The following is a 14,566-nucleotide window of genomic DNA, read 5'->3' as shown; positions in this document are numbered from 1 at the left end:
GGTAGCCTCACCGCAAGTCTCGCTTGCGGAATGCCATGAGCGGGATCATCTCCACGTCAACCTCCACGACCTCACCGCTTGGGTGGTCACGGGCTGAGTGTCGTGGACCTGGGTCCAGGCGGTCACCGGAGGCTCCTGCGGTAGTCGGCCCACCGGCGGGTGAGCTCGGCGTGCTCGGCGACCCAGCCTTCACCGTTGCCGGCCGCGTGCCGGGCCCACCGCTCGGCGAACGCGTCAGAGAACAGCTCGACGGCGGCCGGGTCGGCGCTGGCCCATGAGGGGAACTGCGCGACCCACCGCGCGGCCTCGGCCGGGGTGTGGCCGGCTTTGAGCAGCCAGGGGATCAGGAGTCCCAACTCCACCCAAGCCGCCCCGCGGGACGCGAACGCCCAATCGACCCCGTAGGCGCGGCCGTCCTCGGTGATGATCAGGTTGGTGGCGTTCACGTCGGTGTGCAGGAGCGCGTCGCCGGCCATCGGGGACACATCGTCAGCAACGGACGCCCAGCGCCGCTCGACCCGCATGCCCACCACGTCCGGGCAGGGCATCGCCTGAAGGCCGTCGATGACCTTCACCAGTAGTTCGAGGTCCGGCGAGCCCGGTGAGTAGTCGGCATGCCTGCCGTGCACATGCTCAAACCCGAGGGCGAGCCACCCCCCGGTCTCTGCTTCCCACAGAAGCCGGGGGGCGAACTCGCACACGTGCGGGTTGATCCTGGCCTCGTTACGCAGCGACCGAACCTCCGGCCCGTCCCGATCCGGCGACGCCTTCCGGGCGGCTTTGACGAACACCCGCCCGCCCACGGCGTTCACGGTGGCGGCGATGTCGGCGTGGTTCCCGGCCGGCGCGTGCTCGACTTGGTGGATCGGGCCGGTGTGCGCCTTGATCGCGCCGAGCACCTCGGGCGGCAGGTCGGTCCAGTCGCTACGCATGAGACCCCCTTGTCAGAACTGGATGGCAAGCGGCCCGTCGGGCACCAGGCCGTCCCAACTTCCCATCGCCACCTTGCCGCCCACGCCGAGTGGGCGGGACCGCTTAGTCAGAGATCACTTCAGGACGGGCGGTTCGACCGCTACCGGGACGCCGTAGTCGGAGAAGTCGGCGGTGACGGTGAACGTGACGGGGTCGGCGTCCGCGACCTTCGGATCCGGGCTCTTCACCGTCGTCCGCTGGACGACCTTCTTGATCAGGTCGGCGGCGACCTCGAACGAGCCCGTCGTGGTCGTGCCCTGTTCGCATAGGTGAACGAGTACCGCTCCACGGCCGCTCCGCCGCTGCCGGAGCGCCCGACATAGGTGACCTTCCCGAGGGCTTGGAGCTTCTTGAGGAACGTGCCGGGAGCTGTGGAGAGCTCGAGTGCGCTGAGCTGGCCGGGTGCACCATAGGTTCCCACCGCGGCGTCCGTCGGACGCCCGGGCCGCTTCTGCCACTTGCCGCGCCACACGTAGGCGTCATCGCCGATGAACCGCTGTGTCATCCCGCTGACCGGGCCGTTCAGGTAGCCCCGGCGGTGCACGGGATCGAAGGCGCCGACATAGATCTCCTTAGCGTCCGCGCCTCCTCGCTGTGAGATCACATAGGTCCACTTCAGCCGGAAGGTGTTCCGCGCCGTCCTGTCCGCCGCCGCGGCCAGGCGCATGGTGGGCGTCAGCACGGCCTCCGAGGAGACCGCGACGCCCGGCGCGGGTTCCGGGGGCGCCGCCCCACCGATCCCGAGAGCGCCGGCGACGACGGCGGCGGCGGCGGCGCCCACCGCGGTGAGCCCGGCCGCCCGGACACGCTTGGCGCGGCGTCCCCGCCGGAGCACCTGCTCGACCGGCGCCGCGGGGACCGTCTGCCGGTCGGCCAGGTCGCGCAGCGCGACCGACAGTGGATCCTGTTCCATGCTCACAGTGCCGCCTCCTTCGGTTCGTCCAGGCCGACGGGGTGCAGGAGTTCCCGCAGCCGTGCCATCGCCCGGAAATGCTGACTCTTGACGGTGCCGACGGTGCCGACGGTGCATCCCAGCGCGGCCGCCACCGCCTTCTCGGTGAGGTCGTCGAAGTGCCGGAGCACGACGACGGCCCGCTGCTGCCGGGGCAGGGCGAGCAGCGCACGCCGCAGTTCCTCGTGCGGTTCACGCGGTGCCGACAGCGGATCCGCGCGGTCCGGCGTCTCGGCGGTGAGCAACTCCCGCCGCCGGCGCCGCCACCAGCTCACGTTCCCGTTGACCAGCATCCGGCGCAGGTACGCGTGCGGATCACCGCTCTTTGACACGCGCGGCCACCGCACATAGAGCTCCACCAGGCAGTCCTGAAGCAGTTCCTCGGCCCGGTGGGCGTCGCCGGTGAGCAGCGTGGCGACCCGCAGATGCCGGTCCCACGCCACCTCGACGAAGGCGGTGTACGCCGCGTCACTCAGAGGTGACGCTCTCGTTGTCGTCTCACTCACGGCCATAGCACGCACGAGGGTCCGGAAAAGGTTGGCGGCCGGACGAGAACCGAGCCTACGGAGCGACACCCGGTGATGGGGGGACGCCCGTGTCCACCGTTCGGTGGACGGACGCATGACCGGTCGGTGGACTCCGCGCGGCCTGTGGCGGGCGGACGCTGGATCCATGACAGCAGTGGAAGTACGCGACCTGCGCAAGAGCTACGGCGCGAACAAGGCGGTCGACGGCATCGACCTCGACATCGCTCAGGGCGAGGTCTTCGCGCTGCTCGGCCCGAACGGCGCGGGCAAGAGCACGACCGTCGAGATACTCGAGGGCCATCGGCGACGTGACTCCGGCGAGGTGCGAGTGCTCGGGTGCGATCCCGGGCGCGCAACCCGGGAGTGGCGGAGCCGCCTCGGCATCGTGCCGCAGACCTCGGGCGACTCATCGGAACTGACCGTTCGAGAGATGGTCCGGCACTTCGCCGGTTACCACCCGGAGCCGAGTGACCCGGAGGCGGTGATCCACGCGGTGGGGCTCTCCGAGAAGGCGGGCGTGCGGCTGGGCCGGCTGTCGGGCGGCCAGCGCAGGCGGGTGGACGTCGCGCTGGGGATCATCGGCCGGCCCGAGCTTCTCTTCCTGGACGAGCCGACCACCGGGTTCGACCCAGAGGCGCGCCGCCGGTTCTGGAAGCTCATCGAGGACCTCTCCCACGGCGGCACGACGATCCTGCTGACGACGCACTACCTGGACGAGGCCGAGGCGCTGGCGGACCGGGTGGCCGTGATCGCCCGGGGGCGGATTCTCGAGGTGAACACGCCCGGCGAACTCGGCGGGCGCTCCGCCGCCACCGCACGGGTCGGCTGGCTCGACTCCGGCTCCGAACGCGGAGTCATCGAGACCGACACGCCGACCCAGGTGATCGCGGAGCTGAGCGAACGGTTCGGCGGCGAGATCCCCGAGCTCACCGTGACCCGCCCCTCCCTGGAGGACATGTACCTGAGCATGATCGGAGGACCGGCATGAGTTCCCGAAACGCCATGCGGACCGCCACACTCCCCGCACCGCTGCGCGTCGGCCTGTCCCGCGGCGGTCTGGAGGTCAAGAGCTTCTTCCGCGAGAAAGAGGCGGTCCTCTTCACGTTCGCCATGCCGGTCATACTTCTGGTCGTCCTCGGCGCGATCCTGAACGGTGAGATCGGTGCCACCGGCATCGACTACCGGCAGTACCTTTCGGCCGGGATCATCGCCGCCGGCATCATGTCCACGACCTTCGTCGGCATCGGCGTCGGCATCGCGACCGAGCGTGACGACGGCACGCTCAAGCGCCTGTACGGGTCGCCGATGCCGCGGTCCGCCTACTTCATCGGCAAGACGATCTGCGCGTTGGTGCTCTCGGTCCTGGAGACGGCCCTGCTCCTGGTGATCGGGACGGTGCTGTACGGCCTGGAGCCGCCCGGCGACCTCGGCCGATGGATCACCTTCGGCTGGGTCTTCATGCTCGGTGTGGCGTCCTGCACGCTCCTCGGCATCGCGATCAGCAGCGTGCCGAGATCGCACCGGAGCGCCTCGACCGTGCTCAACGTGCCCTTCCTGGTGCTGCAGTTCACCTCAGGGGTGTTCTTCATGTTCGGCGACCTGCCGAAGGCGGTCCAGCAGCTCTCCGCCCTGTTCCCTCTCAAGTGGATGTGCCAGGGGTTGCGATCCGCGCTGCTGCCCGACACGCTTCTCGTACAAGAACCGGTGCCGAGCTGGGAACACGGGCGGGTGGCCCTCATGCTGAGCCTCTGGTGTGCGGCGGGTCTGGCCCTGTGCCTGACCACCTTCCGCTGGAAGCGGCGCGACGACCGATGAAGGCCGCGGCGATGGCCGAGACGACGGCGACACCGGCGACGGCGACGCCCCGCGAACACGCCTGGCAGCGCGGGGGGCCGGCCCCCAGGGACGGTTACTTCGCCCTGGTGCTCATCGCGACCATCGTGATCGTCGAGCTGCAGGACGGGCCGGCGATCGATCGCCTGATCGCGGGCGCGCTGCTCGTACTGCTCGCCCCCGCCTACCTCGTGGCCGGCCGGCGCGGCCTCGCGGGTGAGCGGCCCAGCCGGGCCGGGGTGTGGTACGTCGGCGTCGCGGCGGCGCTGTTCGCGGCGTCGGCCGCATTGGAACAGACGAGCTGGTTCATGCAGTTCGCCCTGCTTCCGCACATCTTCATGCTGCTGCCGGTACGTGCGGCGGTCTCCGTGGTCGTGATGATGAACCTGGCCCCGGGCCTCTGGCTGCTGTCCGACCAGAGGCCCGGGACCGGGGTGACCCTCATCGCCATCACCGCCATCGTGACGACGTCCTCGGTCGCGTACGGCGCGTGGGTCGACCGAATCATCGCCCAGAGCAGGGAGCGCGCCGAGCTCATCGAGCAGCTCGAGGCCACTCGGACCGAGCTCGCCACGGCACATCACCGGGCGGGCGTGCTCGCCGAGCGGCAGCGGCTGAGCAGCGAGATCCATGACACGCTCGCCCAGGGCTTCACCAGCATCCTCATGCTGTTGCAGGCCGCCGAGCCGCATGCGGGCGAGGGAGCGCGGCGTCCGCTCGAGCTGGCGGAGCGCACCGCACGTGAGAATCTGGCCGAGGCGCGCGCCCTGACCGCGGCCCTGGCACCACCGTCCCTCGGCTCGGCACCACTGGCCGAGGCCGTACGGCGGCTGACGGAGCGGCTCGGTGAGGAGATCGACGGCACGACCTCCTACGAGACCCTCGGCGAGCCTCGAACCCTGCCTCCGGCCGCCGAGGTCGTACTGCTGCGCACCGCCCAGGAGGCCCTGGCCAATGTCCGCAAGCACGCCGGCGCCCGCGACGTGGCCGTGCGGGTGTCCTACGGCGACGGCGTGGTGCGCCTGGAGGTGTGCGACGACGGCGCGGGATTCGACGAGTCGGCGGTCGACTCCGGCCCGGGTGGGCATTGGGGCCTGCGGGGCATGCGCGAACGGGTCGGCCAGATCGGCGGCACCATGATCATCGACAGCTCCCCAGGTCATGGCACCACCCTCACCATCGAGGTCCCCTCTTGACGTCCTCCCCTGTGATCAGTGTGCTGCTGGTAGACGACCATCCCGTCGTACGTGAAGGGCTTCGCGGCATGCTCTCCGACGAACCCGGCCTCCAGGTGGTCGCCGAGGCGGCCGGCGCGGCCGAGGCGGTGGCGGCGGTGCGCAAGCACGCGCCCGACGTCGTGCTGATGGACCTGCGGATGCCCGGCGCCGACGGGGTCGAGGCGACCGCCAGGGTGCTCGCCCAGCGCCCGGGAACCCGCGTCGTGGTGCTGACGACGTACGAGACCGACGCCGACATCCTGCGCGCGGTCGAGGCCGGAGCCGCGGGCTACCTGCTCAAGGACGCGACGCGGCAGGACCTGGCGCAGGCGATCCGGGCCGCCGCGCGCGGCGAGACCGTGCTGGCGCCGTCAGTGGCGGCCAAGCTCGTCTCTCGCATGCGCAGCCCGGTGGACCTGTCGCCGCGCGAGGTCGAGGTACTGAGCCTCGTCGCGCGAGGTCGCACGAACGCCGAGATCGGGCGGGAGCTCTTCATCAGCGAGGCGACCGTCAAGACGCACCTGCTGCGGACCTTCGGCAAGCTCAGCGTGTCCGACCGCACCGCGGCGGTGACCACGGCTCTGGAGCGCGGAATCCTGCCTCGGGCATGATCTGTCGCCCGTGCCGTACCGGTCGAGCGGCGCACCGCTCGGCCGTGGTCTGAGGGGTGATGTCCCACGCCGGGCGGCCGCGGTGAGCCGCCTAAGGCGGGGCCGGGGGCCCTAAGGCGGCGGGACCGCCGGAGATAGGGCGTCATCCCGATGTGGCCCACCCCGCCTTAGAACGAACCTTGTAGTCGTAGGGCCGGAACGGACCGGCCCGGCGACAGAGGAGAAACACCATGAACCCGCACACCGGCGTCATGAAGGCAATCGCCGACGACCGCCTCCGGCGCCTACAGGCCGAGGCGAAGAAGGCCGGCCGCATCCGCCGCGCCCGCCAGGCGAAGACCCGGTGACCCGAGGCAAGCCGGCTCCGGTCGAACTGCCCGGATGCCGTTCCGGCGGACGCCCTCGTCCCCTCCCCTTCCGGGAGGCGCGGCGGGGGCGTTCTCCTTTCCGGCCGGTCCCCGGCCGGAAGGCACGGCCGGCCGCCCCGCCTCCGGCTCCGCCCCGTACCGGCCGCACAGTGGACTATCACCTTCCGGCAACCCTCTCACCTGGGCCTTCACCGGGTACGGCCACGCGCGCCATGCGAATATCTTCGCGCGGGGAAGGGGGGCGTATGAGCGAGTCACGAACCTACCGGGGGCTGTCCGCGCAGGAGCGGGTGGCAGAGCGCCGGGGACGCGTGCTGGCCGCAGCCTTCGACCGGTTCGGGACCCAGGGTTATCCCGCCACCACCATCGACCTTCTGTGCGCGGACGCCAAGATCTCAACCCGGGCCTTCTACCAGTGCTTCGATGGACGAGAGGCCGTTCTCAGCGCCGTCTACAGCGACATCGTCGACGAGGCCATGGCGATCGTGCGGAGCGCGCTCGACCAGGCGGGTGACGCCCCCCGCGACCTCGTCCGCGCGGGGCTCTGCGCCTACATCCGCTACATGATCAGTGATGAGCGCCGGGCCCGCATCGCCCATGTCGAGGTCCGGCGGGCCGGTGACCCACTCGTGCCACAGCGGCTGCGCACCGTCAACGAGTTCGCCGCGCTCATGGCCGGGCTGATGCGCGACCACACGGTGCTCGAGGAGATCGACCACCACAACCTGGCGATCGGGCTGATCGGAGCCGTCCAGGAGCTGATCACGACGGGCGTCCAGGGCGATCCTCGGCCCACCGAGGACGATCTGCTCAGAACCGCGCAGTACATCTTCCTCTCGGCCCTGCCGAACTGAACCCGGCCGGACTAACGGGTCGTGCCACAAAGAGCCGGGTTCCATCTCGGCCAGGCTTGATCGACACCCAAAGCAGACCGGCCCCTCACCGCCGTGATCATGCACTTATTCACCACCCGCCACACACCCAACACTCCAGGCGCGAACAACTGCATGATCACGGACGGAATAACGCACGCCATTCAGCCACGTCCCCGCACTGCCCGCCACAGAACTCACGTGACGCCACTGGTGGCCCTGACCGCCATCGCACTGACGCTCGGCACGGTCGGCACGGCCCTCTTCCGAAGGCCCGACCCCGCGCTCTGACCCACGGCACGCAGTCGATCAAGCATTAAGGCACGTAGAAGTACCCCAATGCTTGATCGACACCCAGACCAGCCCGGCCCCTCACCGCCGTGATCACGCACTTATTCACCACCCGCCACACACCCAACACTCCAGCCGCGAACAACTGCATGATCACGGACGGAATGACGCACGCCGCATCCGCGCCGGACACCTCGGTCTCTAAGGGCCTCGCCAAACCGCGCCGGCCGCCGGGGACGGCGTCGGTCACTCTCCGTGCCTGCGTCTAGGGTGGCGCGTATGGCGACGAAACGTGAAGAGACACCGGTCGTACTGTCCCGGATCTACACGAAGACCGGTGACGACGGCACGACCGGGCTGGGCGACGGCAGCAGGACGGCCAAGACCGATCCGCGGCTGGCCGCGTACGCCGATGTCGAAGAGGCCAACAGCGCGATCGGGGTCGCCGTGGCCATGGGCGACCTGCCGGCGGACATCGTCACTTTGCTCATCCGGATCCAGAACGACCTCTTCGATGTCGGAGCGGACCTGTGCGCACCCGTCGTCGACGATCCCCCGTACCCTCCGTTGCGGATCGACGACGGCTACATCACCCGCCTCGAAGAGGCGTGTGACGCCCACAACGAGCGGTTGCGGCCGCTGCGCAGCTTCATCCTGCCGGGCGGTACGCCCGGAGCGGCGCTGCTCCATGTGGCGCGCACGGTCGTACGGCGGGCCGAACGCTCCACCTGGGCGGCCATCGAGGCGCACGGCACCGCGGGGGGCCCGGGCGAAGAGACCCGGTCGGCGGCCGGGGGCGTCAACCCACTGACCGCGCGCTACCTCAACCGGCTCTCGGATCTTGTGTTCATCCTGACCCGGGTGGTCAACGCCGACCACGGAGACGTCCTGTGGAAGCCCGGCGGCCCCTCGGCACAGGAGTAGGCCACCGGAGGACGTGAGACCGGCCCGCCGGCCGGTCCGGCGGTGGGGCTAGCCCCACCGCCGAGACGCCTGCGGGCCACCTGTCGGGCGCCGCTCGTCTCCCCGATGCTGTACACATGCAAAGAGCGCGACCGGAAGCGAGGGGACGATGAGGGTTGTCACGTGGTCGGTGGCGCTGGCGGGAGTGGCGGTGGCCGCGAGCGGTTGCGGCATCGGCGTCAGTGCCGAGACGCTACACGAGAACCGCTCCTACGACGTCTCCGAACCCGTCTCCACCGTGCGACTCGGGGTCGACAGCGACCGGATCGAGGTCGTCGGAGCAGACGTCACGAAGGTCACAGTGCACGAGCGGCTCTCGTTCACCAAGGGTGAGCGGCCCACGTCCAAGAACACCACTGTGAACGGCACCCTGCACCTGCGCTACGACTGCCGGGACGGGATCCATATCGGGATCAGCCCGACCTGCAAGATCGGCTATCGGGTCACGGTGCCGCGCGACACCAATGTTCAGCTGACCGGCGACAGCGGCAGGCTTCAGGTGACCGGCGTGGCGGGCTCGGTGAACGCGCACACCGACTCCGGCACCATCAACCTCGTCGACCTGCGTTCGCCGAAGGTGGTCGCGACGAGCGACTCGGGCACCATCCAGGTGGCGGGCAAGGCGGAGACCAGCACCCTGCGCACCAACTCCGGCACCATCACCGCCGAGAACCTCACGGTCTCGAGTCTCACGGCCAGCACGGACTCCGGACGCATCCGGGCGACCTGCACAGCGCCGCCCTCGAACGTCATGGCCACCTCCGACTCGGGTGCGGTCGAGCTGGTACTGCCGGGCGACCGAGCGTACGCCGTGGTCACCAACACCGACGCCGGCCCCGAGACCATCGATGTGAATCGGGACCCGGCCTCTCAGTTCCGGGTGAGGGTGTCGACCGACTCCGGCGCCATCAAGATCCTCGAAGCCTGAGCGTGCGCGGCCGGGCGGGCCGCGTGGGTCAGCCCGGGAAGTCGATGGGGAAACCGGGCGGCGCGGCCTCCAGCCAGGCGAGGAAACCGGTGAGGGCGGCGGCGCTCATGGCCAGCTCGACGGTGAGGTCTCCGTCGCGCACCTCGATGATGTCGGCGTCCGGTACGAGCGCCGCGGCCTCTTCATCTTTCGGGCTGCGGCGGTTGGACACGATAAGGCCCCGGCGATGGATCACCTGCCGGGGCCTTTTGCGGAAACCGAAGATTCGGTGCCAGTGCAGCTCGTCGCCTTTGTAACGCCCGAGCCCGAGCTGCCACACCCCCGCGCCGTCCTGGTCGGAACCGTCCCCGGTCAGACTGTCGGACTTGCTGGTGGGCAACGTACGCAGACTGCATTCGACGGTGCCGCCGGCGCGTTCGAAGAGCCATCGCCGTACGGACACCACGACGAAGCCGAGCACCACCACGAGCAGGATCGCGGCGAACACCCCGCCGACGTCAAGTGCCAGGTGCTCGCTCACTCCCCCCGCCTTCGGCGTCGACTAGGCCTCTTCACCGGCGGCCCGAAGGCGCGCCCGGGCACGCCGCTCGGCCACCACTGTCTCGTCGTCTCTACTCTCCGCCTGGACGGCCTCGTCCAGCGCGGCGCGAGCGGCGGCGACGTCGATCGCCGACCCGAGCTCGGCCTGCTCGGCGAGCACGGCGATCTCGTTCGCGGCGACCGAGAAGAAGCCGCTGCCCACCATCGCAGTGATCCATTCTGCCTGGTCCACCGGCTTGATGCGGACCACGCTGCCGTCCACGAGGATGCCGAGCACCGGAACGTGACCGACCAGGATGCCCATCTCGCCCTCGATGGTCTGGGCGATGACGTGCTCGGCCTCCCCGGACCAGATCTCCCGTTCCGGCGAGACGAGTCCGACCTTCAGCGTTTCGCTTGCCACTTGCTTCCTCCGGATGGGGCGGCTGTGCGAGAGAGGATAACTGGTGGGACGAGCCGGGACGGTGAGCGGGTCGACCGCCCCGGGCTCAGCCCCATCACCATCAGCTCTCCAGCTCCCTGGCCTTCTTCTCAACGTCCTCGATGCCACCGCACATGAAGAACGCCTGCTCGGGGATGTGGTCGTACTTGCCCTCGGTGAGCGCCTTGAACGAGGCCACGGTCTCGTCCAGCGGCACAAAGACACCGGGCTGGCCGGTGAACGCCTCGGCGACGAACATCGGGTGCGACAGGAACCGCTCGATGCGCCGCGCCCGCTGCACCGTGACCTTGTCCTCTTCGGACAGCTCGTCGATACCGAGGATCGCGATGATGTCCTGCAGCTCCTTGTACTTCTGCAGGATCGCGATCACGGACATGGCGACGTTGTAGTGCTCGTCGCCGACGATGTGCGGGTCCATGATCCGGGAGGTGGAGTCGAGCGGGTCCACCGCGGGGTAGATGCCCTTCTCCGTGATCGCCCGGGACAGCACCGTCGTCGCGTCGAGGTGCGCGAACGTGGTGTGCGGAGCGGGGTCGGTGATGTCGTCCGCGGGCACGTAGATGGCCTGCATCGAGGTGATCGAGTGACCGCGGGTCGAGGTGATCCGCTCCTGCAGCTGACCCATCTCGTCGGCCAGGGTCGGCTGGTAGCCCACCGCGGACGGCATGCGGCCGAGCAGGGTCGACACCTCGGACCCCGCCTGGGTGAACCGGAAGATGTTGTCGATGAACAGCAGCACGTCCTGCTTCTGGACATCGCGGAAGTACTCCGCCATGGTCAGCGCGGACAGCGCCACCCGGAGACGGGTACCCGGCGGCTCGTCCATCTGGCCGAACACCAGGGCGGTGTCCTCGAGAACGCCGGACTCGGCCATCTCCACCCAGAGGTCGTTGCCCTCACGGGTGCGCTCGCCGACGCCGGCGAAGCAGGAGGTGCCACCGAAGTTCTTGGCGACTCGGCGGATCATCTCCTGGATGAGGACCGTCTTGCCGACGCCCGCGCCGCCGAACAGGCCGATCTTGCCGCCCTTGACGTACGGGGTGAGCAGGTCGATGACCTTGATGCCGGTCTCGAGCATCTCGGTCCTGGACTCGAGCTGGTCGAACGCCGGGGCCTTCCGGTGGATCCCCCACCGCTCCTCGACCTTGAGCGACGAGGTCGGCACGTCGAGCGACTCGCCGAGGGCGTTCCACACGTGGCCCTTGGTCACGTCGCCGACCGGCACCGAGATCGGCCGACCGGTGTCGGTGACCGTCATGCCCCGGACCATTCCGTCGGTGGGCTGCATCGAGATGGCCCTGACGATGTTGTCACCCAGGTGCTGAGCCACCTCGAGGGTCAGCGTCTTGGTCTCGTCGCCGGTCGCGACCTCCACCTGGAGGGCGTTGAAGATTTCCGGCATGTCGTCGGCAGGGAATTCCGCGTCGACGACCGGGCCGATGACCCGGGCGACGCGGCCCGTTGCCGCAGTTGTCTCTACCGAAGCAGTCATGGTGACTCTCACTCACTCCCCGCGCTAGCCTCGGCGAGCGCGTTGGCGCCACCGACGATTTCGCTGATTTCCTGGGTGATCTCGGCCTGCCGTGCCTGGTTGGCACGGCGCGTGTAGACCCCGAGCAGTTCATTGGCGTTGTCGGTGGCCGACTTCATGGCCCTTCGCGTCGCCGCGTAGTAGGAGGCGGCGGACTGGAGCAGCATGTGCCAGATGCGGCTCTCGACATAGTTCGGCAGCAACTGGTCGAGGGCGGTCTTGGCCGACGGCTCGAACTCGTAGGCGGGCGGCACGTTGTCCTTGGACGCCTCGACCTCTTCGATCTCGAGCGGAAGCAGGCGCCGGGTCTGGACGGCCTGCGTCAGCATCGACACGAACTCGGTGTAGATCACGTGGATCTCACCGAGCCCTTCCTCTCCCTCGGCCAGGAAGTCGGCGACGAGCCGCCGGCCGATGGTCTCGGCATGCTCGAACCTCGGCGCGCCGCTGAATCCGGTCCACTCTTCCTCGATGGCACGATCGCGGAAGCGGTACCAGTTGACGCCCTTGGTGCCGACTATGTAGGCGACGGGCTCCTTGCCCTCGTTCCGCAACTTCGCCATGAGCGCCTCGGACTCACGGAGGACATTGGCGTTGAACCCGCCGCAGAACCCTCGGTCGCTCGTGATGAGGAGCACCGCCGCCCGACGACGCTCCGGGTCCTCCCGCAGCAGCGGGTGCGCCACGTTGGTCTGGTGGCTGATGAGTGCGGTCACCGCACGCGTGATATGCCGCGCGTACGGTGCCGACGCCTTCACCCGCTCCTGCGCCTTGACGATGCGGGACGTGGCGATGAGCTCTTGGGCACGCGTGATCTTGGCGGTCGACTTGACCGTCTTGATCCGCTGCCGCAGTTGACGAAGCTGTGCACCCATCGCCGATCAGCTCTTCTTTACCCGAGTGATCTTCTCCTGCTCGACGTCGTCCTCGCCCAGCGCCTCGACCGGCTCGTCCTCGACGAGGAGCTCGCCTGTGCTGGCCTGGAAGCCCTTCTTGAACTCCGTGATGGCGTCCTTGAGGGCGGTCAGGGCGTCGTCGGTCATCTCGCCGGTCTCGCGGATCGAGTCCAGGACTCCGCCGCTGTTGTGCGCGAGGAAGTCGAGGAACTCGCCCTCGAACCGGCGGATGTCCTCGACCGGCACGTCGTCCAGCTGGCCGGACGTCGCCATCCAGATCGAGACGACCTCCCTCTCGACCGGGTAGAGCACGTGCTGGGCCTGCTTGAGCAGCTCGACCAGCCGCGCGCCCCGCTCCAGCTGGGCGCGGGAGGCCGCGTCGAGGTCGGAGGCGAAGGCGGCGAAGGCCTCCAGGTCACGGTACTGCGACAGGGCCAGCCGGAGCGTACCGGCGACCTTGCGCATCGCCTTGACCTGTGCGGAACCACCGACCCGGGAGACCGAGACACCGACGTTGATCGCCGGGCGGACCCCCTGGTTGAACAGGTCGGTCTCCAGGAAGCACTGGCCGTCGGTGATCGAGATGACGTTGGTCGGGATGTAGGCCGACACGTCGTTGGCCTTCGTCTCGACGATCGGCAGGCCGGTCATCGATCCGCCGCCCATGTCGTCGGACAGCTTCGCGCAGCGCTCCAGCAGCCGGGAGTGCAGGTAGAACACGTCACCCGGGTAGGCCTCACGGCCCGGCGGGCGGCGCAGCAGCAGGGACACCGCGCGGTAGGCCTCGGCCTGCTTCGACAGGTCGTCGAAGACGATGAGGACGTGCTTGCCCTCGTACATCCAGTGCTGGCCGATGGCCGAACCGGTGTAGGGAGCGATGTACTTGTAGCCCGCGGGGTCGGACGCGGGGGCGGCGACGATGGTGGTGTACTCCAGCGCGCCGGCCTCCTCGAGGGTGCCGCGCACCGACGCGATCGTGGAGCCCTTCTGGCCGACCGCCACGTAGATGCAGCGCACCTGCTTGGTGGGGTCGCCCGACTCCCAGTTCTCGCGCTGGGCGATGATCGTGTCGACCGCGATGGTGGTCTTGCCGGTCTGCCGGTCACCGATGATCAGCTGTCGCTGGCCCCGGCCGATCGGCGTCATCGAGTCGATCGCCTTGATGCCGGTCTGCAGCGGCTCCTTGACCGACTGCCGCTGCACGACGCTCGGCGCCTGCAGCTCGAGCGCGCGGCGGCCGGACGACTCGATGTCGCCCTTGCCGTCCAGCGGGTTGCCCAGCGCGTCGACGACACGGCCAAGGAAGCCGTCGCCGATCGGCACCGAGAGGACCTCGCCGGTACGGCGGACCGGCTGGCCCTCTTCGATGTTGCTGAAGTCGCCAAGGACAACGGCGCCGATCTCACGGACGTCCAGGTTCAGAGCCAGGCCACGCGTGCCGTCCTCGAACTCGAGGATCTCGTTCGCCATCGTCGAGGGCAGGCCCTCGACGTGCGCGATGCCGTCGCCGGAATCGACGACGGTGCCGACCTCCTCGCGCGCGGCGGCTTCGGGCTCGTACGACTGGACGAAGCGCTCCAGCGCGGTCCGGATCTCATCCGGACGGATCGTCAGCTCCGCCAT

15 protein-coding genes are annotated in these 14,566 nt (G+C 69.3%); 7 read left to right on the top strand and 8 right to left on the bottom strand.

The features are described from left to right. Nucleotides 1-122: 122 nt before the first annotated feature. The 3 genes from HKK74_RS10400 to HKK74_RS10390 form a co-directional block, all read right to left on the bottom strand. Nucleotides 123-932 carry a phosphotransferase family protein gene (locus HKK74_RS10400; protein ID WP_187242927.1) on the bottom strand — a complete coding sequence of 270 codons (810 nt, stop codon included), beginning with the start codon at nt 930-932 and terminating at the stop codon, nt 123-125. 254 nt (nt 933-1,186) lie between these two features. Further along, on the bottom strand, nt 1,187-1,891 hold the full coding sequence (locus HKK74_RS10395) for a hypothetical protein (RefSeq protein ID WP_187242926.1): 705 nt from the start codon (nt 1,889-1,891) through the stop codon (nt 1,187-1,189). Further along, nucleotides 1,888-2,430: a SigE family RNA polymerase sigma factor gene (locus HKK74_RS10390; protein ID WP_222722120.1), complete on the bottom strand. Its 543-nt coding sequence runs from the start codon at nt 2,428-2,430 to the stop codon at nt 1,888-1,890. Before HKK74_RS10390 ends, HKK74_RS10395 begins: the two co-directional genes overlap by 4 nt. Nucleotides 2,431-2,596: 166 nt before the next feature. Between HKK74_RS10390 and HKK74_RS10385 the strand changes: the two genes are divergently transcribed. The 7 genes from HKK74_RS10385 (at nt 2,597) to HKK74_RS10355 (ending at nt 9,534) form a co-directional block, all read left to right on the top strand. Then, on the top strand, nt 2,597-3,439 hold the full coding sequence (locus HKK74_RS10385) for an ABC transporter ATP-binding protein (RefSeq protein ID WP_187242924.1): 843 nt from the start codon (nt 2,597-2,599) through the stop codon (nt 3,437-3,439). Continuing rightward, a complete protein-coding gene (locus HKK74_RS10380; RefSeq protein ID WP_187242923.1) occupies nt 3,436-4,266 on the top strand; it encodes an ABC transporter permease in 831 nt (276 codons plus the stop codon). Before HKK74_RS10385 ends, HKK74_RS10380 begins: the two co-directional genes overlap by 4 nt. Before the next feature lie 11 nt (nt 4,267-4,277). Beyond that, nucleotides 4,278-5,480 carry a sensor histidine kinase gene (locus HKK74_RS10375; RefSeq protein WP_187242922.1) on the top strand — a complete coding sequence of 401 codons (1,203 nt, stop codon included), beginning with the start codon at nt 4,278-4,280 and terminating at the stop codon, nt 5,478-5,480. A gap of 11 nt (nt 5,481-5,491) precedes the next feature. Further along, nucleotides 5,492-6,112 (top strand): response regulator, encoded by a 621-nt coding sequence (locus HKK74_RS10370; RefSeq protein WP_187243088.1) that lies wholly within the window; start codon nt 5,492-5,494, stop codon nt 6,110-6,112. 613 nt (nt 6,113-6,725) lie between these two features. Further along, a complete protein-coding gene (locus tag HKK74_RS10365) occupies nt 6,726-7,334 on the top strand; it encodes a TetR/AcrR family transcriptional regulator (RefSeq protein ID WP_187242921.1) in 609 nt (202 codons plus the stop codon). A gap of 588 nt (nt 7,335-7,922) precedes the next feature. After that, nucleotides 7,923-8,567 (top strand): cob(I)yrinic acid a,c-diamide adenosyltransferase, encoded by a 645-nt coding sequence (locus HKK74_RS10360; protein ID WP_187242920.1) that lies wholly within the window; start codon nt 7,923-7,925, stop codon nt 8,565-8,567. 148 nt (nt 8,568-8,715) lie between these two features. Continuing rightward, the gene (locus HKK74_RS10355) at nt 8,716-9,534 is read left to right on the top strand and encodes a DUF4097 family beta strand repeat-containing protein (protein WP_187242919.1); all 819 of its coding nucleotides are present in this window, start codon (nt 8,716-8,718) and stop codon (nt 9,532-9,534) included. Nucleotides 9,535-9,562: 28 nt separating this feature from the next. On the opposite strand, the gene HKK74_RS10350 is transcribed toward HKK74_RS10355, so the two are convergent. The 5 genes from HKK74_RS10350 to atpA form a co-directional block, all read right to left on the bottom strand. Continuing rightward, nucleotides 9,563-10,054, bottom strand: a complete 492-nt coding sequence (locus HKK74_RS10350) for a DUF2550 domain-containing protein (RefSeq protein WP_187242918.1) — start codon at nt 10,052-10,054, stop codon at nt 9,563-9,565. Between the two features lie 21 nt (nt 10,055-10,075). Then, complete coding sequence (locus HKK74_RS10345) at nt 10,076-10,477, bottom strand: F0F1 ATP synthase subunit epsilon (protein ID WP_187242917.1); 402 nt, start codon at nt 10,475-10,477, stop codon at nt 10,076-10,078. 100 nt (nt 10,478-10,577) lie between these two features. Further along, the gene (gene atpD, locus HKK74_RS10340) at nt 10,578-12,008 is read right to left on the bottom strand and encodes a F0F1 ATP synthase subunit beta (RefSeq protein ID WP_187242916.1); all 1,431 of its coding nucleotides are present in this window, start codon (nt 12,006-12,008) and stop codon (nt 10,578-10,580) included. A gap of 8 nt (nt 12,009-12,016) precedes the next feature. Further along, nucleotides 12,017-12,922, bottom strand: coding sequence for a F0F1 ATP synthase subunit gamma (locus HKK74_RS10335; protein ID WP_187242915.1), 906 nt, complete (start codon nt 12,920-12,922; stop codon nt 12,017-12,019). A 6-nt stretch (nt 12,923-12,928) separates the two neighbouring features. Beyond that, entirely contained in the window at nt 12,929-14,566 is a 1,638-nt protein-coding gene (atpA, locus tag HKK74_RS10330; protein WP_187242914.1) for a F0F1 ATP synthase subunit alpha, read from the bottom strand.

The organism is Actinomadura alba (assembly GCF_014323705.1).
Classification (GTDB): Bacteria; Actinomycetota; Actinomycetes; order Streptosporangiales; family Streptosporangiaceae; genus Actinomadura_C; species Actinomadura_C alba.
The sequence above is the reverse complement of the archived record's forward strand: the minus strand, read 5'-3'. Positions and strand labels throughout refer to the sequence as shown.

Bases quoted from the DNA above. Each gene is read 5' to 3' on its own strand.
- HKK74_RS10400 (WP_187242927.1), bottom strand. From the start codon at position 932: ATGCGTAGCGACTGGACCGACCTGCCGCCCGAGGTGCTCGGCGCGATC.
- HKK74_RS10385 (WP_187242924.1), top strand. From the start codon at position 2,597: ATGACAGCAGTGGAAGTACGCGACCTGCGCAAGAGCTACGGCGCGAAC.
- HKK74_RS10380 (WP_187242923.1), top strand. From the start codon at position 3,436: ATGAGTTCCCGAAACGCCATGCGGACCGCCACACTCCCCGCACCGCTG.
- HKK74_RS10375 (WP_187242922.1), top strand. From the start codon at position 4,278: ATGGCCGAGACGACGGCGACACCGGCGACGGCGACGCCCCGCGAACAC.
- HKK74_RS10365 (WP_187242921.1), top strand. From the start codon at position 6,726: ATGAGCGAGTCACGAACCTACCGGGGGCTGTCCGCGCAGGAGCGGGTG.
- HKK74_RS10360 (WP_187242920.1), top strand. From the start codon at position 7,923: ATGGCGACGAAACGTGAAGAGACACCGGTCGTACTGTCCCGGATCTAC.
- HKK74_RS10355 (WP_187242919.1), top strand. From the start codon at position 8,716: ATGAGGGTTGTCACGTGGTCGGTGGCGCTGGCGGGAGTGGCGGTGGCC.
- atpD (WP_187242916.1), bottom strand. From the start codon at position 12,008: ATGACTGCTTCGGTAGAGACAACTGCGGCAACGGGCCGCGTCGCCCGG.
- HKK74_RS10335 (WP_187242915.1), bottom strand. From the start codon at position 12,922: ATGGGTGCACAGCTTCGTCAACTGCGGCAGCGGATCAAGACGGTCAAG.
- atpA (WP_187242914.1), bottom strand. From the start codon at position 14,566: ATGGCGGAGCTGACGATCCGTCCGGATGAGATCCGGACCGCGCTGGAG.